This is a genomic window from Priestia sp. Y58, from assembly GCF_029522095.1.
Classification (GTDB): Bacteria; Bacillota; Bacilli; order Bacillales; family Bacillaceae_H; genus Priestia; species Priestia megaterium_E.
Genome location: NZ_JAKWFL010000001.1, coordinates 281,206 through 301,776, shown reverse-complemented (window position 1 = coordinate 301,776; position 20,571 = coordinate 281,206). Strand labels below are relative to the sequence as shown.

At 38.8% G+C, this 20,571-nt stretch carries 21 protein-coding genes; 16 read left to right on the top strand and 5 right to left on the bottom strand.

All coding sequences use genetic code 11. From position 1 onward, the window contains the following. The first annotated feature begins 139 nt into the window (after nt 1–139). From tkt to MMB68_RS01645, 5 genes are all read left to right on the top strand, one after another. Entirely contained in the window at nt 140–2,146 is a 2,007-nt protein-coding gene (tkt, locus tag MMB68_RS01665; RefSeq protein WP_013058774.1) for a transketolase, read from the top strand. A 148-nt stretch (nt 2,147–2,294) separates the two neighbouring features. Further along, nucleotides 2,295–2,735 (top strand): sporulation inhibitor of replication protein SirA, encoded by a 441-nt coding sequence (gene sirA / locus MMB68_RS01660; protein WP_013084721.1) that lies wholly within the window; start codon nt 2,295–2,297, stop codon nt 2,733–2,735. Nucleotides 2,736–2,825: 90 nt separating this feature from the next. Continuing rightward, a complete protein-coding gene (locus MMB68_RS01655; RefSeq protein ID WP_013058772.1) occupies nt 2,826–3,038 on the top strand; it encodes a YneF family protein in 213 nt (70 codons plus the stop codon). Between the two features lie 90 nt (nt 3,039–3,128). After that, nucleotides 3,129–4,892: an ABC transporter transmembrane domain-containing protein gene (locus MMB68_RS01650; RefSeq protein ID WP_221784411.1), complete on the top strand. Its 1,764-nt coding sequence runs from the start codon at nt 3,129–3,131 to the stop codon at nt 4,890–4,892. Next, on the top strand, nt 4,882–6,687 hold the full coding sequence (locus MMB68_RS01645) for an ABC transporter ATP-binding protein (RefSeq protein WP_136789594.1): 1,806 nt from the start codon (nt 4,882–4,884) through the stop codon (nt 6,685–6,687). The genes MMB68_RS01650 and MMB68_RS01645 overlap by 11 nt, the downstream gene beginning before the upstream one ends. 21 nt (nt 6,688–6,708) lie before the next feature. On the opposite strand, the gene MMB68_RS01640 is transcribed toward MMB68_RS01645, so the two are convergent. Next, nucleotides 6,709–6,885, bottom strand: a complete 177-nt coding sequence (locus MMB68_RS01640; protein WP_014458520.1) for an aspartyl-phosphate phosphatase Spo0E family protein — start codon at nt 6,883–6,885, stop codon at nt 6,709–6,711. A 139-nt stretch (nt 6,886–7,024) separates the two neighbouring features. On the opposite strand from MMB68_RS01640, the gene MMB68_RS01635 reads away from it, so the two are divergent. From MMB68_RS01635 to MMB68_RS01625, 3 genes are all read left to right on the top strand, one after another. Next, a complete protein-coding gene (locus tag MMB68_RS01635) occupies nt 7,025–7,732 on the top strand; it encodes a cytochrome c biogenesis CcdA family protein (RefSeq protein ID WP_028410875.1) in 708 nt (235 codons plus the stop codon). 210 nt (nt 7,733–7,942) lie between these two features. Continuing rightward, nucleotides 7,943–8,500 carry a DUF2179 domain-containing protein gene (locus MMB68_RS01630; protein WP_013058767.1) on the top strand — a complete coding sequence of 186 codons (558 nt, stop codon included), beginning with the start codon at nt 7,943–7,945 and terminating at the stop codon, nt 8,498–8,500. Between the two features lie 104 nt (nt 8,501–8,604). Then, complete coding sequence (locus MMB68_RS01625; RefSeq protein WP_013058766.1) at nt 8,605–9,096, top strand: CcdC family protein; 492 nt, start codon at nt 8,605–8,607, stop codon at nt 9,094–9,096. 31 nt (nt 9,097–9,127) lie between these two features. On the opposite strand, the gene MMB68_RS01620 is transcribed toward MMB68_RS01625, so the two are convergent. Continuing rightward, nucleotides 9,128–9,553: a DUF2621 domain-containing protein gene (locus tag MMB68_RS01620; protein ID WP_013058765.1), complete on the bottom strand. Its 426-nt coding sequence runs from the start codon at nt 9,551–9,553 to the stop codon at nt 9,128–9,130. Nucleotides 9,554–9,829: 276 nt separating this feature from the next. Here MMB68_RS01620 and gabT point away from each other — a divergent pair, with 276 nt between their 5' ends. From gabT to MMB68_RS01605, 3 genes are all read left to right on the top strand, one after another. Then, nucleotides 9,830–11,185 (top strand): 4-aminobutyrate--2-oxoglutarate transaminase, encoded by a 1,356-nt coding sequence (gabT, locus tag MMB68_RS01615; RefSeq protein ID WP_221812610.1) that lies wholly within the window; start codon nt 9,830–9,832, stop codon nt 11,183–11,185. A gap of 148 nt (nt 11,186–11,333) precedes the next feature. After that, nucleotides 11,334–12,704: a sigma-54 interaction domain-containing protein gene (locus MMB68_RS01610; protein ID WP_277548084.1), complete on the top strand. Its 1,371-nt coding sequence runs from the start codon at nt 11,334–11,336 to the stop codon at nt 12,702–12,704. Nucleotides 12,705–12,735: 31 nt separating this feature from the next. Further along, complete coding sequence (locus MMB68_RS01605; RefSeq protein WP_047930751.1) at nt 12,736–14,160, top strand: NAD-dependent succinate-semialdehyde dehydrogenase; 1,425 nt, start codon at nt 12,736–12,738, stop codon at nt 14,158–14,160. A gap of 36 nt (nt 14,161–14,196) precedes the next feature. Here the strand turns inward: MMB68_RS01605 and MMB68_RS01600 are convergent, their stop codons facing one another. After that, the gene (locus MMB68_RS01600; RefSeq protein WP_221812608.1) at nt 14,197–14,439 is read right to left on the bottom strand and encodes a hypothetical protein; all 243 of its coding nucleotides are present in this window, start codon (nt 14,437–14,439) and stop codon (nt 14,197–14,199) included. Between the two features lie 123 nt (nt 14,440–14,562). Between MMB68_RS01600 and MMB68_RS01595 the strand changes: the two genes are divergently transcribed. The 3 genes from MMB68_RS01595 (at nt 14,563) to MMB68_RS01585 (ending at nt 15,639) form a co-directional block, all read left to right on the top strand. Beyond that, on the top strand, nt 14,563–14,730 hold the full coding sequence (locus MMB68_RS01595) for a hypothetical protein (RefSeq protein ID WP_014458527.1): 168 nt from the start codon (nt 14,563–14,565) through the stop codon (nt 14,728–14,730). Nucleotides 14,731–14,846: 116 nt separating this feature from the next. Beyond that, nucleotides 14,847–15,332, top strand: a complete 486-nt coding sequence (locus MMB68_RS01590; RefSeq protein ID WP_025750238.1) for a metal-dependent hydrolase — start codon at nt 14,847–14,849, stop codon at nt 15,330–15,332. Nucleotides 15,333–15,465: 133 nt separating this feature from the next. Then, on the top strand, nt 15,466–15,639 hold the full coding sequence (locus MMB68_RS01585; protein ID WP_221812673.1) for a hypothetical protein: 174 nt from the start codon (nt 15,466–15,468) through the stop codon (nt 15,637–15,639). A 34-nt stretch (nt 15,640–15,673) separates the two neighbouring features. Here MMB68_RS01585 and MMB68_RS01580 read toward each other — a convergent pair whose 3' ends face one another. Further along, nucleotides 15,674–16,879 carry an ATP-binding protein gene (locus MMB68_RS01580; RefSeq protein ID WP_251620966.1) on the bottom strand — a complete coding sequence of 402 codons (1,206 nt, stop codon included), beginning with the start codon at nt 16,877–16,879 and terminating at the stop codon, nt 15,674–15,676. Between the two features lie 240 nt (nt 16,880–17,119). Beyond that, nucleotides 17,120–18,547 (bottom strand): cryptochrome/photolyase family protein, encoded by a 1,428-nt coding sequence (locus MMB68_RS01575; protein WP_277548079.1) that lies wholly within the window; start codon nt 18,545–18,547, stop codon nt 17,120–17,122. 165 nt (nt 18,548–18,712) lie between these two features. Here MMB68_RS01575 and MMB68_RS01570 point away from each other — a divergent pair, with 165 nt between their 5' ends. Further along, nucleotides 18,713–19,501, top strand: a complete 789-nt coding sequence (locus tag MMB68_RS01570) for a polyadenylate binding domain-containing protein (protein WP_277548077.1) — start codon at nt 18,713–18,715, stop codon at nt 19,499–19,501. A gap of 251 nt (nt 19,502–19,752) precedes the next feature. Further along, on the top strand, nt 19,753–20,445 hold the full coding sequence (locus MMB68_RS01565) for a copper homeostasis protein CutC (protein WP_014458532.1): 693 nt from the start codon (nt 19,753–19,755) through the stop codon (nt 20,443–20,445). Nucleotides 20,446–20,571 lie beyond the last annotated feature (126 nt).

Sequence of the window (20,571 nt, the reverse complement as noted above, 5' to 3'; positions counted from 1 at the left end):
TCCCTCTAGTTTTTTGTATATTTTTAATAAGGGGCACAAAAACTGTAAAAGTGGAAATTTTTTTGGTTCAAGTATTGTACAAATAAGCAAATCATTAGTATGATAACATATGTACATAGTTTTGAAAGGAATGAAGAGTATGACACAACGTATTGAAGATCTTTCGATTGCAACAATTCGTACTTTATCAATCGATGCGATTGAAAAAGCAAATTCAGGTCACCCAGGTATGCCAATGGGAGCTGCTCCAATGGCATATACATTGTGGACAAAATTCATGAACATCAATCCAAAGAATCCAAACTGGTTCAACCGTGACCGCTTTGTATTATCAGCAGGACACGGATCGGCACTATTATACAGCTTGCTTCATTTAGCTGGATATGACTTATCAATTGAAGACCTTAAAAACTTCCGTCAATGGGGAAGTAAAACACCAGGTCATCCAGAGTTCGGTCATACAGCAGGTGTTGATGCAACAACTGGTCCACTAGGACAAGGTATTGCAATGGCTGTTGGTAAAGCAATGGCAGAACGTCATTTAGCTGAAACATACAACAAAGAAGGTTTAGAAATTGTAGACCACTTTACGTATGGTATTTGTGGTGACGGAGACTTAATGGAAGGTGTATCTGCTGAAGCAGCTTCATTAGCGGCACACTTAAAATTAGGACGTTTAGTTGTTTTATACGATTCAAATGATATTTCTTTAGACGGAGATTTAGATCGCTCGTTCTCTGAGAACGTAGAAGATCGTTTCAAAGCTTACGGATGGCAAGTAATCCGCGTTGAAGACGGCAATGACTTGACAGCGATTGCAAACGCAATTGAAGAAGCAAAAGGCGATTTAACACGCCCAACGCTAATTGAAGTAAAAACAACAATCGGATTTGGTTCTCCAAACCACGCGGGTACTTCTGGCGTGCACGGTTCTCCATTAGGTTCCGATGAAACAAAATTAACAAAAGAAGCTTATGCATGGACATTTGAAGAAGATTTCTATGTGCCGGAAGAAGTGTATGCTCACTTCAAAGCTACAATTGCTGAAGATGGCCAAAAGAAAGAAAACGAATGGAACGATGTATTTGCACAGTATAAAGAAAAATATCCTGAACTAGGTCGTCAATTTGAACTAGCAGTAGAAGGAAAGTTACCGGAAGGCTGGGAAGAAACGCTTCCAGCATACGAAACGGGTTCAAGCTTAGCTAGCCGTGCTTCTTCTGGAGAAGTATTAAACGCAGTAGCACAAGCTGTACCTCAATTCTTCGGCGGTTCAGCTGACTTAGCTGGCTCAAATAAAACAATGATTAAAGGTTCAGAAGACTTCACTGCAGCTGATTACAGCGGACGTAATATCTGGTTCGGTGTACGTGAATTTGCAATGGGAGCTGCATTAAACGGTATGGCTCTACACGGCGGTGTAAAAGTATTCGGAGGAACATTCTTTGTATTTTCTGATTATCTTCGCCCAGCAATTCGCTTAGCAGCTTTAATGAAGCTTCCTGTAACATATGTATTCACACATGACAGTATCGCAGTTGGAGAAGACGGCCCAACACATGAGCCAATTGAACAATTGCCATCACTTCGTGCAATGCCAGGTCTTTCAGTGGTTCGTCCTGCAGATGCAAATGAAACAGCTGCTGCATGGCGCTTAGCATTAGAGTCAACTGACCGCCCAACGGCGCTTGTATTGACTCGTCAAAACTTGCCAACACTTGAAGGTACAAAAGAAAATGCATACGAAGGCGTGTCTAAAGGCGCGTACGTTGTATCTAAAGCTGGTAAAGACCAAGCGGATGCATTAATACTTGCAACAGGCTCTGAAGTAAGCCTAGCAGTAGAAGCACAAAAAGCATTAGCTGCAGAAGGCATTGATGTATCTGTAGTAAGCATGCCTGCATGGGATCGTTTCGAAGAGCAATCTGCTGAGTACAAAGAAAGTGTTATCCCTAAATCAGTGAAAAAACGTTTAGGTATTGAAATGGCTTCTACACTTGGCTGGGAACGCTATGTTGGAGACGAAGGACAAGTTCTTGGTATTAATCACTTTGGTGCATCTGCTCCTGGTGAAACAATCATGAAAGAATTTGGTTTTACAGTTGAAAATGTAGTAGCAAAAGTGAAAAGCTTGCTTAATGCATAATTCTTTTTCATAAGAAAGAGCAGACTCCTGTGGTCTGCTCTTTTTTTCGACAAAAAAACAAAGGAATTTTTTCATCGATAGACAAGCATTGCGTACACCATTCGGTATAATGGTACAAAAAAGAACGAGCCGAAAGGGAGGATGAATCGTGAGAACGTATGAAGTATATTTAATGGAGGAAGAAGTTGCATCATCCTATTTTCGAAGAGAAAAGCTCATTTATCAGCTGCTGATTGAATATAGAATGAAACGTCACTTGCAGGAAACGCACTTACAAAAACAAGTTCATTACATTACTCGCCAACTGCCCATTTCATTTATTCAACGAGAATTGCTTCAGGCGTTTTCTCATTATCCTCATTTTTTTACTCATCAAGAGACGTTTGTGCTGGAATATCCTCATAAAAAAAGTCGAGCATCTATAAAATTAACGAATCGCTGTATAACAATTGAAGGAGATGGCAATGTTGATGCTGAGACAGCTTTTTTTGAAGTATTACGCAAGCTAGATCCTTGTTTTTTAGCAGTGAATTATGGAACGGATGAATACGGCTGGCTGAGGCCTGTGAAAACAAGAAAATTTGTGTAATTATTTAAGGAAATTGGAACGGAAATATTGTATAATAGCGTATGGTCTAGTACACTGTAAGTTAGACAACACGAAGGAGGAAGTAATACCATGGGAATGTATATTCTAGTTGGTGTTCTAGCATTAATTGTTGGGATAGCGCTAGGATTTTTCATTGCTCGTAAGTATATGATGAGCTATCTGAAGAAAAATCCACCAATTAATGAACAAATGTTAAAAATGATGATGATGCAAATGGGCATGAAACCATCGCAGAAAAAAATTAACCAAATGATGAAAGCAATGAACGGCCAAATTAAATAATGGTTAATTGGACAGACACTCTCTATTCAGAAGGGTGTCTTTTGTTTTATGATAGAGATAAGAAAATGGTTGTGGGGCTAGGGGGATACGATGAAAATTTTTCGAGAGTTATGGTGGTTTTTCAAACAGGAAAAAAAGTCTTACATAACGGGGATAGCGCTGCTCATTATTGTGGCAGCATTAGAACTTCTCCCGCCTAAAATTATTGGTTTAACGGTAGATGGCATTAAAGAAGGGACGCTGAATGGAAAGCGCTTAATGCAGATGGTTGGCATTTTGCTAGGAGCTGCTGTTGTGGCCTATTTCACAAGATACATATGGCGTATTATGATATTTGGTTCATCTGTTAAACTAGCCAAGCAGCTGAGAAATACCCTCTACACTCATTTTACCAAGATGAATCAGGCCTTTTATCAGCGGCGGCGAATTGGGGATTTGATGGCCCATGCAACGAATGATATTCAAGCTATTCAACAAACTGCAGGTTCGGGCGTTTTGACGCTCGTGGATTCGATTGTCACAGGAGGGCTTGTTCTATGCACAATGGCCCTCACAATCAGCTGGAAATTAACGCTTATTTGCCTTATTCCTATGCCGCTTATGGCCGTTTTAACAAGTTACTATGGTACATTGCTTCATGCGCGGTTTCATCACGCACAAGCAGCATTTTCTACTTTAAATGATAAGGTTCAAGAAAGCATTAGCGGAATTAAAGTCATTAAGACGTTTGGGGAAGAAGCAGCTGATGTCGAAGAATTTCGTATTAAGTCTGCAGATGTTGTTCAAAAGAACATGAAAGTAGCACGAGTAGATGCATTGTTTGATCCGACCATTTCGATTATTGTAGCACTTTCTTTTTTACTTGCTCTTATTTTTGGCAGCAAGATGGTGATTAGTGAAGAGTTAACACTGGGACAGCTTGTTACCTTTACAACTTATTTGGGCCTTCTTATTTGGCCGATGCTCGCGTTTGGCTGGTTATTTAACATTGTAGAACGAGGAAGAGCATCATATGACAGGGTATTTTCTTTATTAAAAGAAGAAAATTCGATTGAAGAAGCAGCGCACCCTAGTGTTAAAATGCCAACAGGAAATATTGAAGCTGTTATTCATAGGTTTTCGTATGGTAAAGCAGATGAATATACGTTAAACGAAATTTACTTTACACTTTCTCGCGGTCAAACGTTAGGGATTGTCGGAAAGACGGGTGCTGGGAAAACCACGCTTTTAAAGCTGCTGCTTCGTGAATTTGATGTAAGAGACGGAGCTGTTTTATGGGGAGGAAAAGACATTAAAGACTATGCTTTTGATTCACTGTACAAAAGCATTGGATATGTTCCTCAAGATCACTTTTTGTTTTCAACAACAGTCGCTGCTAATATCGCGTTCGGAAAAGAAGACGCAAGCAATCAAGAAATCCAAGAAGCAGCTAAAGTGGCAAATGTACATAGAGACATCCTCGATTTTACAGATGGCTATCAAACAATAGTAGGTGAAAAAGGCGTTTCGTTATCTGGTGGACAAAAACAGCGTATCTCGATTGCAAGAGCTCTTCTATTAGATCCTGAGCTTTTAATTTTAGACGACTCGCTATCAGCGGTAGATGGAAAAACGGAAGCGGGTATTTTACAAGCGTTGAAGCAAAAACGTCAAAATCGAACAACGATTATTACAGCGCATCGGCTGAGCTCGGTTACTCATGCAGACCTGATTCTTGTCCTTGATAAAGGGAAAATTATTCAGCGAGGAACTCATGAGGAACTGCTTAGCGTGAGCGGCTGGTATCAGGATATGTACGATAGACAGCAGCTTGAACGTGCGGTAGAAGAAGGAGAGACGAAAAATGAAAATTGAGCATTCTTCGGTACATAAACGTCTGTTTCGCTATACAATTCCGCATAAAAAATCATTTTTTTTAGCGTTCACACTATTATTAATTGCTACGGCTGCTGATTTATTAGGACCCATTTTGATTAAAATTTTCATTGACGATTATTTAACTCCTAAGTATTTGCCTCTTCAGCCTCTGGTGTGGCTTGCAAGCAGTTATTTGCTTTTACAGCTTTTAAAAATTGTCGTTCAATACTTTCAGCTTCTGCAGTTCCAAAAAATTGCGCTTCAAATTATTCAGCAGATTCGAATTGACGTTTTTTCTCATGTTCATCGCCTGGCTCTTCGCTTTTTTGACAACACGCCAACAGGAAGCCTGGTATCTCGAATTACAAATGACACGGAAGCCATGAAAGAAATGTTTGTGGAAGTCATCGCGGTTTTTATTCAAAATGGGGTATTTTTGGTCGGTATTTTTATAGCCATGTTTATGCTAGATGTGAAGCTGGCTTTTTATTGTTTAGTTCTTCTCCCGTTCATTTGGGGACTTATGAAGCTTTATCAGCATTACAGCGCTATTTACTACGGGCAGCTTCGAGAAAAGCTAAGCCAGTTAAATGCCAAGCTTCATGAGTCTTTGCAAGGCATGTCTATTATTCAGTTATTTCGTCAAGAAAAGCGGCTGCGCTCGGAATTTGAAGAAATCAATGATGAACATTACAAAGCGGGGATGCGCAATATTAAGTTGGATGGTTTGCTACTAAGACCGGCAGTCGAAATTCTTTACATTTTAGCCGTTATTCTTGTGCTCAGTTATTTTGGTATTTCCGTAGCTGACAGTCCTGTTAAAATTGGTGTTCTTTACGCGTTTATCAACTATTTGGATCGTTTTTTTGAACCTGTTAATGAAATGATGCAGCGTCTTTCTATGTATCAGCAAGCGATGGTATCAGCCTCTCGGGTATTTGACTTGATGGATGAAAAAGAAAAAAATCCAGTCATGACAGGAGAACAAAAGCAGGGGGTACAAAAAGGAACGGTAGAATTCAGAAATGTAACGTTTTCCTATGATGGTGTTCGAGATGTACTTTCTGATATATCGTTTACGGTAAACGAAGGAGAAACAGTGGCTTTAGTAGGCCATACGGGAAGCGGGAAAAGCTCCATCATTAATTTATTAATGCGTTTTTATGAGCAGCAAAAAGGAGACATTTTGATCGATAATAAACCGCTATCGTCTTTTTCAAATAAACAGCTTCGAGATGAGGTAGGGCTGGTGCTTCAAGATGCCTTTTTATTTGCAGATACCGTAAAACGAAATATTACGCTGCACGAAGACCATTTTTCTGATGAACAAGTAAAAGCAGCTGCGGAATTTGTTCAAGCTCACGCATTTATCGAAGCTCTTCCTAATAAGTATAATGAAGTGCTAGTCGAAAGAGGTTCCACTTTATCAAGCGGCCAGCGTCAGCTCTTAGCATTTGCAAGAACGGTCATCCGGAATCCTAAAATCCTTATTCTTGATGAAGCAACAGCACATATTGATACAGAAACAGAAGAAGCGATTCAAGAAGTGTTAAGAGATATGGGAAAAGGCCGTACAACAATTGCGATTGCCCATCGTTTATCCACTATTCAACACGCCGACTGTATTTTAGTACTGCATAAAGGAAAAATCGTCGAAAAAGGCACACATACTGAACTGCTAAACAAAGGCGGTTTGTACTATAATATGTATCAGCTTCAGCACAGTGAAAAAGAGGAGAATTTCAGCAAAGAAACAGGAGTAAAAGAGACTTATACAGAATTGATAGAGTGAAGGCAAAAAAAGAAACAACCTTCATGGAGAGGTTGTTTCTGTCGTTTGAGCAGGGAATTCATTGTAAACGTTTAATAAATGATCTAATTCTTGACTATGTTTAATAGCAGGTGGAGAATTTAATCCACTTACTCGGACTATGCGGATGAGTTCTTCTCGTTTCTTTTCAATCGCTAATAGAATATCTTTTTTGGCCAATGCTATGTATCCCTTCTAACAAGTCGTTTACCTAATTATACAAGATAATGGTACTATTTGAAAGAAGTGAGATAAGACAATTTGGTTACAAAATGGTAACGAAAAAGAACAAAAAGAACAAAAAAGGGAAGTGGGAAATGTGGGAGATTTAAATTTGTTTTTGGCATTTGGTGCAGGTTTTTTATCGTTTATTTCACCTTGCTGTTTGCCCTTGTACCCAGCTTTTTTATCGTACATAACGGGAGTATCAGTTAGCGAGCTAAAGGAAGGCGCTAAGTCACATCAGCGAAAAGCTTTTATTCACACAGCTTTCTTTTTGCTTGGGTTTTCTGTCATTTTTATTATGATTGGTTTTGCGACGTCCTTTATTGGTCAGTGGTTTTTTAACTATAAGGATTTAATTCGGCAGATTGGCGCTATTCTTATTATTTTCTTTGGTCTAGTTGTACTAGGGATTTTTAAGCCTCGAATTCTTATGCAAGAGCATAAGCTTAGATTCGCAAATAAGCCTGCTGGTCTCTTAGGTTCTTCTTTCATAGGCATGGCTTTTGCTGCGGGCTGGACTCCTTGCACGGGCCCTATTTTAGTGTCGGTTATGGCGCTTGCAGCGACAAACCCAGGCTCTGGCCTTTTGTATATGATAGCTTATTCACTTGGATTTTCTATTCCATTTTTTATTATGACGTTTTTTATTGGGAAAATGAACTGGTTAAAAAAACATATGAATTCCATGATGAAAGTTGGCGGATATGCAATGATTGGCATGGGATTTATTTTGTATTTTGACTGGATGACAAAAATTATTATTTATACAACGAGCGTATTTGGAGGGTTTACGGGCTTTTAAAAAGGGAAAATGATACAAAAAAGAATCTGAGAATTGGCAGATTCTTTTTATTTTTCAAAAGACAAAATAGTTACTTTCGCTCTTAGGAAACATACAAGAATATGGTGTGAAAAAATATATAGAAAAAATTTATTTTACTATATCTTCTATAAATACGGAGTGATACAATGAAATCGTCATATTTTTAATTGTTAAAAAGAGGTGTATAAATTGAAAGATATTTTGTTAATCTTGCTTTTGCAACTGATCTATGTACCGATCTTGACGCTGCGCACAATTTTTTTAGTCAAAGGTATGAGTATGTATGCCTCGGTTTTTGGATTTGTTGAAGCGTTAATTTATGTATTCGGCTTATCCCTTGTATTTTCAGGAGATCAAAGCACGCTTGCTATGGTTGTATATGCAGTTGGGTTTGGAGTGGGAATTATCCTTGGAAGTTATATCGAATCTAGGCTTGCTATCGGATATACAACATTCTTAGTTAACCTTATGACCAAAAATGAAGAGTTGATTAACCGCCTTCGACAGGAAGGTTTTGGTGTTACTGTTTACCAAGGAGAAGGAAGAGACAGTGCACGCTATAGATTAGACATTTTAACAAAAAGAAGTAGAGAAGAAGAGCTATTAGCATTCATTGAAGAATATGAGCCTCGTGCTTTCATTATTTCATACGAGCCGCGTAAATTTAAAGGCGGATTCTTACTAAAAGCAATGAAAAAGCAAAAACAAAAGCAAAAAGCAAAAGCAGATATCACCTCTACTAAATAAAAACAGAAGAGATCCTCTTCTGTTTTTTTGTTGCACTTTTACTTCTGATGTTTTTTGGATTATAATATAAGTAAACACTAAACTATAGTAAAGGAAGGATTTCATTGGTTATTGCTTCAACACTTGTCGCAATTTTTATGGCTTCTTTCATATTAGTTGTTCGAATGAAAGCTGCTGATAAACCAACGAATGCAAAAAAAATTATACTTCCGCCTTTTTTTATGAGTACGGGAGCTTTAATGTTTATTTTTCCAATGTTTCGAGTAACGGGTGCAGAACTGCTTGAGGCGTTAATAGCAGGCATGATTTTCTCAATCCTGTTAATTAAAACGTCTAAATTTGAAATTCGTGACGATCATATTTACTTGAAGCGTTCAAAAGCTTTTGCATTCATTATTATTGGTTTGCTTATTATTCGAATTGCAATGAAAATATATTTAAGTTCTTCAATTGATGTTGGTCAGCTTGGCGGTATGTTCTGGATTTTAGCATTTGGTATGATTGTACCTTGGCGCATTGCGATGTACACATCGTACAAAAAGCTCGAACGAAAGCTGCATAATGATCGTCTTGCTAATACAACGATATTAAACTAAAAAAGGTGGCTACGCAGCCACCTTTTTTGATTTAAAATAAATGCTGATAGGGGACGGCATCTATTTTTTGCTTTTTTAATGTTTTTAATAAAAATTTATGATCACGTTTAGGCGTAGCTAAAATGTATCCACGTACGATTAAGTCTTCCGTTATAGAGGCTGCTTGTTCCTCAATTGCAAGTTCCCCAATTTTTCCCGCGATTTTTTGTTTGGCTACATCGCGAAATAGTTCAGGTACTGGTTCAACAAGAACGTTTAATAGCTGCTTTTGATCCGCTGACCAAAGGTGGACGGTTTTGGAAAGATAGTGATCTTGCCAATCAAGCTCAGACATGCCGTCTTCTTTTGGTAAGCGCTTTAAAAATTTCCTGAACATAAAAAATCCGCCGATAGCAAACATGCTCATTAAAAAGACCACCCAAAATAAAATAACCCATAAAAACCAGCCCTCTAGCATATTTTTCACTCCCTTATAAAGAGGTTAAACATAACATTACTATATTTATACATTTATTATAAAAGCCTTGTTCCTTTTATGGCAATATAAAATTCCTGTACTGTGTGCGAGGAACGAGTCTTTTTTAACTTATAAGCAAGTTTATATAGACTCATTGATAAGTGAATTATCGTTAGAATTATCTAAAAATGCTTATTTTTCAGCTTTCTAAAAGTTGGCACGTTTTTTGCATATAAACTAATTGAAGAATTATTTAATATGAGAGGAAGATAAAAAATGAGTCAAACTTTTAGCAAAGTAGCAACAAATTTACCGGGAGAAAATGCAAAGCAATTATTAGATAGAAGACACCGTGCCATTCCGAAAGGTGTAAGTTATGGCATTCCGACATTTGCTGATACGGCTGAAGGGGCGATCGTTAAAGATGTCGATGGCAATACGTTTATTGATTTCGTAGGCGCAATTGGCACAATCAATGTAGGACACAGTCATCCAAAAGTAAAAGAAGCGCTTCACAAACAAGTAGACCGTTTTATTCACACAGGATTTAACGTAATGATGTATGAGTCATATGTAGAGCTTGCAGAAAGATTGGCAGCAATTGCACCTGGTGAATTTGACAAGAAAGTATTACTTTTAAATAGCGGAGCAGAAGCTGTAGAAAACGCAGTGAAAATTGCTCGTAAATATACAAAGCGTCAAGGAATTATTTCCTTTAACCGCGGTTTCCACGGCCGTACATTAATGACAATGACAATGACAAGTAAAGTAAAACCATATAAATATGAATTTGGACCGTTTGCTCCTGAAGTATACAAAGCTCCATATCCTTACGAGTATCGCCGTCCACAAGGTTTATCAGTTGATGCATACGAAGATTTCATGATTACAGAATTCAAAAACTTCTTAAATACAGAAGTAGCACCAGAAACGATTGCAGCTGTTGTAATGGAGCCGATTCAAGGTGAAGGTGGCTTCATCGTACCAGGTAAACGTTTTGTGCAAGAAGTGTATCAATTATGTAAAGAGCATGGAATTTTATTTGTATCAGATGAAATTCAAGCAGGATTTGCACGTACGGGCCGCTACTTCGGTATTGAACATTTTGACGTTGAGCCTGATTTAATTACGGTATCAAAATCACTAGGAGCTGGCGTACCGATCAGCGGTGTCATTGGCCGTGCTGAAATTATGGATGAATCTAATCCTGGTGAGCTTGGCGGAACGTACTGCGGAAGTCCTCTTGGATGTGAAGCAGCTTTAGCTGTACTTGATATCATTGAAGAAGAAAAGCTAAACGAACGCGGTGAGTACCTTGGAAAAGTGGTAACATCACGATTTGAAAAACTAGCAGAGAAATATGACTGTATCGGTGATATTCGCGGATTAGGTGCTATGTCTGCTATCGAGCTTGTAAAAGATCGTGAAACAAAAGAAGCGGACAAGGAGCTTACACAGCGTATCGTAAAAGAAGCAAACAAACGTGGATTATTATTGCTTAGCGCAGGAGTATTTGGAAACGTTCTTCGTATCTTAATGCCAATTGTTATTACGGATGAGCAGCTAGAAGAAGGCTTAGCTATTTTTGAAGCAGCGCTAGAAGCAAGCGTGCAGCAAACGGTTGAAGTATAAGAGAGATTGAGGCATGAGTGAAGAGAGAACTCTTCACTCATTCTTCATGAATCACAAAGAATGGGTATGTTTGGACACTCTATTTATAGATTTTTCATTTTCTGATAAAATAAAATAATAATTATTTTTTGACGAAAAGGTGATTCAAATGACCATTCATAAAAAGCATATTCAGCAAATTAACGACGAACTTTACGATATATTTGAGTCATCATTTGATGAAATCTTTGTAACTGATGCAAATGGGTATGTATTAGTTGTAAATTCAGAGTGTGAAAAAAACTATGCTTTGAAAGTGGAAGATTTTATTGGAAAGCACGTAAAAGAACTTCAGGAAATGGGGATCTTTTATCCTTCGGCCACGTTAAAGGTGATTGAATCCAATCAAGCAATTGAATTGGTTCAAAAAACAAACTCAGGCCGATATCTTCATGTGCGGACAAGGCCGGTATTTACCAATGAGGGGCAATTGAAAAGTGTTATTAGCTATTCTCGAGATCTCACAGACTTAATGGAATTAAAACGAAAAGTAGAAGAGATGGAAGAACAGCTTGAAAACTATAAAAAAGAGTTAAATGAATCCGTAGACTTAGAAGGCATTGTGACAAAAAGCGAAGCGATGAAAAAGGTTTTTTCAACCATTCAACGAGTTGCTTCTGTAAATACAACCGTTCTTTTACTTGGAGAAACAGGGGTAGGAAAAAGCAGAGTAGCAAAACTGCTTCACCAGCTTAGTACAAGAAAACAGCAGCCGTATCATGAGCTTAATTGTGCAGCGCTACCTGAACAGCTTATTGAATCAGAGCTATTTGGCTATGAAGGCGGTACGTTCACTGGAGCATTTCGAGAAGGGAAAAAAGGGATCATTGAGCTTTCGAACGAAGGCACGCTTTTTCTAGATGAGATTGGTGAACTTTCTCTTTCCGCACAAAGTAAGTTGCTCCACGTACTGCAAGACCGTACCATTCGTCCCGTGGGCTCAACAAGAGCAGTATCAATAGACGTACGAATTATTGCTGCTACGAATCAAAATCTAGAACAAATGGTGGAAGAAGGAAAGTTTAGACGTGATTTGTACTATCGGCTAAACGTAGTGCCGATTACCATTCCTCCTCTACGAGAACGAAAAGAAGATATTCTGCCTCTTGTCTATCAGTTTCTTCACCATTTTAATACGGTATACGAACGTAATGTACGTTTATCACCAAAGGCGTTAGATGCGTTTTTAGGACAAGAATGGAAAGGAAACGTTCGTGAAGTGGAAAATATCATTGAGCGTCTGGTTGTTACAGGGGAAGAAATAATTACGCTTAAAGATTTGCCTTTTGCAAAAGAGTTTGCTATCGATCCACCTGTCCATACGCTTCCTGAAATGATTGAACATGTGGAAAAAGAGATGGTCATAAAGACGTTTGAACAGCATAGGTCGTCTTATAAAGTAGCAGAACAGCTTGGTATTAGCCAATCACAAGCGAGTCGTAAAATTCGAAAGTACGTTTCGGACAGCACAGAACATTGAGTAGATAAATTTAAGCAGGGAGTGAAGAAATATGAAGCAAGCAAACTTATATATTAACGGAGAATTTGTTTCAGCAAATGATACATACGAAGTGGTAAATCCAGCAACAAATGAAGTAGTGGCTACTGTTGCAAAAGGTGGAGAAAAAGAAGCGAAGCTAGCAGCAGATGCTGCTTATGAAGCGTTTCAAACATGGTCTAAAAAAACAGCAGAAGAGCGCGGTAAATTATTATTTAAATGGCATCAGCTGATTGAAGAACATACCGATGAACTTGCTGAAATAATGACAGTCGAACAAGGCAAGCCTCTTAAAGAAGCAAAAGGTGAAATTGGCTATGCCAACGGATTCGTTTCATGGTACGCAGAAGAAGGAAAGCGCATCTACGGAGAAACAATTCCAGCTTCTTCTCCTAATAAACGATTATTTGCTCATAAGCAGCCTGTGGGAGTCATGGCAGCTATTACACCTTGGAACTTCCCGGCAGCTATGATTACACGTAAAGTAGCGCCAGCTTTAGCAGCTGGATGTACAGCGGTTATTAAACCGGCAGAACAAACGCCACTAACGGCTCTTCGACTAGCAGAGCTGGCACAGGAAGCGGGTATTCCAAAAGGCGTAATTAATGTAGTTACGGGAGATGCAAAAGCAATTGGAGAAGCGTGGCTTCAAGATGGACGCGTACGTAAACTATCGTTTACGGGCTCTACAGAAGTAGGTAAGCTGCTAATGCGGGGAGCCGCTGATACGGTTAAAAAAGTGTCTTTAGAATTAGGCGGACACGCTCCGTTTATCGTAACAGCAAATGCTGATTTAGATAAAGCAGTAACAAATGCAATTGCTTCTAAATTCCGTAACGCTGGTCAAACATGCGTATGTACAAACCGCATCTACGTGCACGAGTCTATTGCTAAACCGTTCGCAGAGCAGTTTGCAGCGGCTGTTAGTCAGCTGAAAGTCGGAAACGGCTTAGAAGAAGGTACGGATATCGGACCTCTGATCGATGAAAAAGCGTTAGAAAAAGTAAAGCGCCACTTAGATGATGTTGTAGCAAAAGGCGGAAACGTCTTAACTGGAGGGGCTGTACGCGAAGAGGGAAGCGGACTGTTTGTTGAACCTACGGTTGTAGATGGTGCAACGGACGATATGCTTTGTATGTACGAGGAAACATTCGGACCAATTGCTCCAATTGCGACGTATCAAACAGAAGAAGAAGTTATTCGCCGTGCAAATAACTCGCCTTACGGATTAGCAGCCTATGTGTTCACTGAAAATATTTCAGAAGCTATTCGTATTGCTGAAGCTTTAGAATATGGTATTGTAGGACTAAATGATGGACTACCTTCTACACCACAAGCGCCGTTTGGCGGCTTTAAAGAAAGTGGACTTGGACGTGAAGGCGGACATTACGGAATTGAAGAATATTTAGAAGTAAAATATATTTCTTTAGGCTTTTAACAAAAAGTGATTTCGCTTTCCTGCGAAATCACTTTTTTAGTAATAGTACACGTGGGGAATTTGTGCATGGATTGATTGAAAATTCATGAATAAAAAACAAAATTCTTCTAAAGTACAGCATTCAAGATCTTCGCAATCGTGAGAGTTAAAAAAATCTTCAAGTACAGTTGGCTCGGCGTCTTTAAATAACCAGTGGTGTTCAACATCCTCAAATTTGCCTCGATAAACCTCGCTCAGTCCATAAAAGTCGAATATATCTTCCAACTGCTTTTGGTGCATAGCCATCCCTCCTCTTCTTAGTATAAGAAAAAGAAAGAGATATTAAACAAGTCGTCATACTACTTTGTTTTTTTTATAAAATCTCGTATAGTTAATAGTAATGACAAGCAAAGGAGTTTCGGTATGTTTACATATATCACGTTATTTGGTTTTCTTGGATTCGCTGTGTATTCGAGTACGTGGATTTATTCTATTGTCAAAAAAGATGGAAGAGCCAAGAAAAATGGAAAGGGTACTCTTATTAGTTTTCTTGTGATGCTTATCGGGTTAGTCGGTCTGCAGCTTACGTAATCATAGATTATTTTGACATTTTTACCACCTTCACTTATAGTTAACGTTGGGCGAACGTATGTGTGATTTTGTTCACAGTGCTTGCCTTAAGTTGAAAAAGAAAGAAGGTGGCATATTTGAGATATCACACACATATTGCAACATCGATTGCTGCCGGTGCCGGCGTGGCTATAACAGGAGACGCTTCGTTTACATTTCCTTATGTTGTAGGCATCGCGATTGGAGCACTGCTTCCAGATATTGATGAACCAAATTCATATATTGGTAGAAGATCTCTTGGTCTCGCAAAAATAATTAAATCTATTTTTGGACACCGAGGTATTACGCATTCTATTCTTGCAAGCGGACTTATTTTTTATTTACATACGATGTATGACAACGACTTTACATTAGGAATAGCCTATGGATACGCTTTTCATATTCTTGGAGATTTCTTTTCTAAACGGGGGGTACCTTTTTTCTCACCTCTTAGCAAGAAGAAGTTTAAGCCTCCTTTAACATATGAAACAGGTAGCGGAGCAGAGACGCTCATCTTTTACTTGGCAGTAATAGGAAGTTTCTATATGCTTTATAAGTATCAGCTGTACACCCAGCTGTTTTAAAGGAAGAAGAGGCTGGGACAACAGTATGTTAGCTGAGGTGAATGACGAACCATTGATCAAAATATTTGATCGGTGGTTCGTTTTTTATTGGAATGGTGAACGTAGGTGTTATCTGTTTAGTTGCTTCTAGCGGTTGACTGGAGGGCAAGGCGAAGACTCCTGCGGGAAAAGCAGACTAGATGCGACCCCGCAGGAGCCTAGCGACGAGAAGGCTCATCGGCCGCCCGCGGAAAGCGAAGCCTTGTACGGATATCAACAGCAGTGTCATAAGCGAGCGATTCGTGCGATCTCATTTGTTCGTCTTTAAATGGAAGTGATTTAGTTATGTCTCAATCTCTCTTTTAGGCTTCCACTACGTAAAGTTCAGTCGTTTTCATAGGAAGGGTAATGGTAATACTTGTGCCGTCATTTTTTTCACTGGCTACATGAAAAAAACCATTATGTTCGTTAATAATTTTGTTGCAAATTGTTAGTCCTAGGCCTATTCCTCGTTCTTTTGTTGTATAAAAAGGCTCTCCTATATGAGGGATACGCTTTGAATCAATTCCACATCCATTGTCTTTTATCACAATGCACAGCGTTTCTCTAGCTGATTTTTCAATCGATACTGCCAGCTTTCCGCCGCTTTCCATCGAATCAATGGCATTTTGTATAACATGAATAAATACTTGGGTTAGCTGTGTTTTTTGTCCACTAACGAGCAGGGGATGTTCTTTTGGATAATGGCGAATAATGTGGATGTTTTTGACTCCAGTAGCCGGTTCAAATTGCTTTAATACCTCATCTAACAAGTCGGTAATAATAAGGTTGTCTGTATATACGTACTCTTGTTTAGCTAAACTCATAAACTCTGTGATGATATGTTCAATTTGTGAAAGTTCATGCTGAATGAGATCTCGATAAATCATTGTTTTTTTCGGCTGCTGTGTCTCACTGAACAGTTGTATAAACCCTTTAATGGTTGTTAAAGGATTTCTAACCTCGTGTGCGATACTTGCAGCAAGGTGACCAATGACAGAAAGTTTTTCTGAATTCTGGATCTTTTTCTCTGCTTGTCTTTTTTCTGTTACGTCTCGTGAGACAAATACAAACCCTTCAATTTCTCCGGTGGATGTAATAATTGGAGCGCCTTTACATTCTAATAAAACGATGGTGCCGTTCACGTGAAACTTTCGATATTCAAATGTGGAAGCATCTTTTGTTTTGCTCATGTTAGCTAAAATAGTCGAGATTATGTGTTTATCTTCGGGATACGCATTTATAAGCACATGTTGTCCAATAAGCTCATCAGGATAAACGCCTAACGTTTTAGCGTAAGAAGGAGAAGCGTATTCATAAATGCCATCTTCAGTAATAGCACATACTAAATCATGGGTATGAGATAAAATAGCTTGATGCTTTGGTTCATTGTCATCAGTAATGATTCGATCTTTTAATGGATAAAAAAGCTGATCTTCTTGGTTCGTGAAGGTGTGCCGAACTTGAGTGCCGCACATTCTGCAAAAATTATAATCTTCCTTATAGTTACAAGAAGGACAAACGGGCATCGAATCACTCCAATCAGATCTATGCAATGAGAGAGTTCTCAAGCATATATAATCATTATTATATATTCAAATTATAGGAAAAAATATGAAAAATCAAATGTGCTATAGGGAGGGGAATAGGGCTTGAAAACCCTATAAAAAGATTTCAAATACATGTTTTTAGTTGCAAATAGATGAGAAAGGGAATTTTTTACACGTTTAAAAAATTCAGCACATCAAATAAGAGGCGTGATTTACCTCTTATTTGATGTGCTGATAATGTTCTAGCGCTCGCTCTCTAGCTGCTTTATGATCGACAATTGGAGTCGGGTATGTTTTATTAAGTGTAACGTTTGCTTTTTCTAATACGTCTGCTGGGGCCTCCCAAGGTTTATGAATATAAGAAGAAGGAATATCCTTAAGCTCTGGAAGCCACTTTTTAATATATTCTCCTTCTTTATCAAATTTTTCTGATTGAGTAATTGGATTAAAAATACGAAAATATGGCGCGGCGTCTGCTCCCGAACCTGCAACCCACTGCCAGCCCATTGTGTTATTAGCTAAATCTGCGTCTACTAAGGTATCAAAAAACCAATTTGCTCCGTGCTTCCAATGAATTAAAAGATGCTTTACTAAAAAGGAAGCAGCTACCATTCGAACTCGATTGTGCATAAATCCTGTTGCCCACAGCTCTCGCATTCCGGCATCAACAAGAGGATAGCCGGTTTTTCCATTTTTCCAAGCGTGAAGCTCTTCATTGCCGTCAGCCCACTGAAATTGCTTGAATTTTTCATTAAGTGGTTCACTTGCAGTGTGCGGAAAATGATAAAGCAGCTGATAAGCAAAATCTCTCCATACAAGTTGGCGAATAAACATTTCAGCTTGCTGTTCAAAAGCATTAGAGCTTACTTTTTCTGCTTTATTTCTTAAATAATGATAAAGAACGCGAGCTGAGAGCTGTCCTGAAGCGAAATAAGGAGAAAGGAATGAATTGAATGCTTCAGCAGGAAAATCTCGTCCTTTTTCATAATGCAGCAGCTTATTCTTTAAAAACGTTTTGAAGCTATTAATAGCGCCTTGTTCCGTAGCGTCCCACGTAGACTTAATTGTTTCATCCCACGGTATGCTTGGAAGCAAATCCAGATCTGAGACTGAAAGAGATTCAATCGATGAAGAAAAGGCGTGGATGGAATTCACTTTTTTTACAGTAGAAGATACGGCATGTTTTTGAAAAGCTTTATAGTAAGCTGTGAATACTTTATAAGGCTCTCCATTTTCTTTTGTGATTTTCCAAGGTTCATGAAGGAGAAATCCTTCAAATGTGCGAATATTTATGTGTTGCTTTGAAAAAAAAGCCTGTAGCTCTTTATCTCTTTTTAGCGCATGTGGTTCGTAGCGAGTGTTCCAATAAATATCTTGCGCATTCGTTTCATGGATTAACTTTTGCAACACATCTTTAGGGTTTCCTTTTCGTACAATCAGCGTTCCTTCTATTTTTTCGATCGAGGTTTTAAAGTCATTCAGCGCATGGTGAAGCCACCATTTACTTGCACTTCCCATTGAGCTTTCTTCATCGTCATCATGAATATAAACAGGTACAACCATTCCTTCTTTCGCTGCGTGAAATAGAGCTGGGTTATCTACTAACCGAAAATCTTTTCGAATCCATACGATAATGGTTTTCTTCATCATGTGCCACCTTTCTATTTGCAATTTGCCTCGATTATAGCTTTTTTCTTATACGTTCTACAATTTTGAATGTGTAGAAAGCCTATTTTCGTATGGACGAATTTCAGATTGATTGTAAAAAGAATAACGTAAACAGAGTAAGAGAATGGGAAGGAGCCCTTAAAAATGAGAAATTCGTATGGAATGAAACAAACCGGACAACCGATATCCAATCCATATATGCAAGCAGCACCTAAACCTGCTAAAATGCCGCCAATGCCTTCTGCAAAAGAAATGCAGGCAATGCCGGTGCAAGAAGGCGCAAATCAAATGCCAATGTACGGAGAAATGCCCCCTATGAAAGATGGAATGCCATCGATGCATGGGGGAATGAGTCAAATGCCAACTATGCAAAAAGACATGAATCAAATGCCAATGTACGGAGAGCTACCTCAAATGCACGGAGGAATGGACCAGATGCCGATGCAAGGAGGAATGCCGCCAATGCAAGGAGGAATGGATCAAATGCCGATGCAAGGAGGAATGCCGCCAATGCAAGGAGGAATGGGCCAAATGCCGATGCAAGGAGGAATGCCTCCAATGTACGGAGGAATGGGTCAGATGCCGATGCAAGGAGGAATGCCGCCAATGTACGGAGGAATGGGTCAGATGCCGATGCAAGGAGGAATGCCGCCAATGTACGGAGGAATGGGTCAGATGCCGATGCAAGGAGGAATGCCGCCAATGCACGGGGGAATGGGTCAGATGCCGATGCAAGGAGGAACGCCGCCAATGTACGGAGGAATGGGTCAGATGCCGATGCAAGGAGGAATGCCGCCAATGCAAGGAGGAATGGGTCAAATGCCGATGCATGATTGCGGATGCCGCGATTTCTCAGCACCAGTTGGTCATCAGCAGCCTCATTCTTTAAATGATTGGATGTTCATGCAACAAACAAATCCACGTTCTTTTTAATAAACCCTTTACCCTAGATAAAAGGGATGTATTTTTGAATCTTTAGTATAAATATAGAATTTTATTAATTGAAACGTCATGAGAAAAAGAATAGTTCTTACTCTTTTTCCATGACATTCAATTTTTTGAAAATATTAATCACATCTTTTGGGTGTTTTCTTACATAAGAGAGTTTGGTAGAGTTTTTTAAGTATAAATACAGGGAAAAGAAGGCAAAAGCTCTATATTAAAGGGGAAAGGGTGTTTTTAGAATGATATTAGAAGTCACAGCTGCAACCTTACATGATGCTAAAGTTGCCCAGGAACATGGTGCCGATCGTATAAGCCTTGTAACTGGAATCGGTGAAGGCGGCTTAACCCCAAGCTACGGTTTGATGAAAAAAGTGAAAGAAACGATACATATCCCAATATTTGTGATGATTCGTCCACATAATCAATCTTTTCAATATGATGAAGATGATTTGCAAACAATGATTGAAGATATTCACTATGCAAGAGAAATTGGCATTGATGGAATTGAAATTGGCTGTTTAACAGAAGACAAAATTATTGATGAGCAAGCTTTAAAGCGACTGCTGGATGCGGCAGGAGAAATGAATGTAACGTTCCACTTAGCATTTGATGAAATCAGTGATCAAGAAAAGGCGCTTGAAACGCTTTTAAGCTATAAGCAAATTCAGCGTGTCATGACTTCAGGAGCGGATAAAAGTGCACTAAACGGTATTCCTCATATTAAAAAACTGTTAAGAAGAATGAAAGATAAAGATATTATTTTAATCGGGACAAAAGGGCTGAAACCTGAAAATCTTCAAGCGTTCTTATCCGTTACTCCCGTGAAAGAAATTCGTATTGGTTCAGGAGTTCGAGTGAATTGTCAATATACGAAACCGCTTGACCCAAGGAGTGTAAAAGCTGCAAAAGAGACGATGAATAAACAAAAGTAACAGAAGTGCTACAAGAAATTGTAGCACTTTTTTATTTGCAAATAAAAAAGGACTTATGACATAGTTTTCCCTAATTGGAAAACATCACAAACCCTATCAAACCCTTGATACGTATGAGAATGCTAT

What these genes read in the sequence shown, in the direction of transcription:
- MMB68_RS01655 (WP_013058772.1), top strand. Translation starts at nt 2,826, where the DNA reads ATGGGAATGTATATTCTAGTTGGTGTTCTAGCATTAATTGTTGGGATA.
- MMB68_RS01645 (WP_136789594.1), top strand. Translation starts at nt 4,882, where the DNA reads ATGAAAATTGAGCATTCTTCGGTACATAAACGTCTGTTTCGCTATACA.
- MMB68_RS01580 (WP_251620966.1), bottom strand. Translation starts at nt 16,879, where the DNA reads ATGCCCGTTTGTCCTTCTTGTAACTATAAGGAAGATTATAATTTTTGC.
- MMB68_RS01575 (WP_277548079.1), bottom strand. Translation starts at nt 18,547, where the DNA reads ATGAAGAAAACCATTATCGTATGGATTCGAAAAGATTTTCGGTTAGTA.
- MMB68_RS01650 (WP_221784411.1), top strand. Translation starts at nt 3,129, where the DNA reads ATGAAAATTTTTCGAGAGTTATGGTGGTTTTTCAAACAGGAAAAAAAG.
- MMB68_RS01610 (WP_277548084.1), top strand. Translation starts at nt 11,334, where the DNA reads ATGACCATTCATAAAAAGCATATTCAGCAAATTAACGACGAACTTTAC.
- MMB68_RS01620 (WP_013058765.1), bottom strand. Translation starts at nt 9,553, where the DNA reads ATGCTAGAGGGCTGGTTTTTATGGGTTATTTTATTTTGGGTGGTCTTT.
- MMB68_RS01605 (WP_047930751.1), top strand. Translation starts at nt 12,736, where the DNA reads ATGAAGCAAGCAAACTTATATATTAACGGAGAATTTGTTTCAGCAAAT.
- MMB68_RS01565 (WP_014458532.1), top strand. Translation starts at nt 19,753, where the DNA reads ATGATATTAGAAGTCACAGCTGCAACCTTACATGATGCTAAAGTTGCC.
- MMB68_RS01595 (WP_014458527.1), top strand. Translation starts at nt 14,563, where the DNA reads ATGTTTACATATATCACGTTATTTGGTTTTCTTGGATTCGCTGTGTAT.
- tkt (WP_013058774.1), top strand. Translation starts at nt 140, where the DNA reads ATGACACAACGTATTGAAGATCTTTCGATTGCAACAATTCGTACTTTA.
- MMB68_RS01600 (WP_221812608.1), bottom strand. Translation starts at nt 14,439, where the DNA reads ATGCACCAAAAGCAGTTGGAAGATATATTCGACTTTTATGGACTGAGC.
- gabT (WP_221812610.1), top strand. Translation starts at nt 9,830, where the DNA reads ATGAGTCAAACTTTTAGCAAAGTAGCAACAAATTTACCGGGAGAAAAT.
- MMB68_RS01570 (WP_277548077.1), top strand. Translation starts at nt 18,713, where the DNA reads ATGAGAAATTCGTATGGAATGAAACAAACCGGACAACCGATATCCAAT.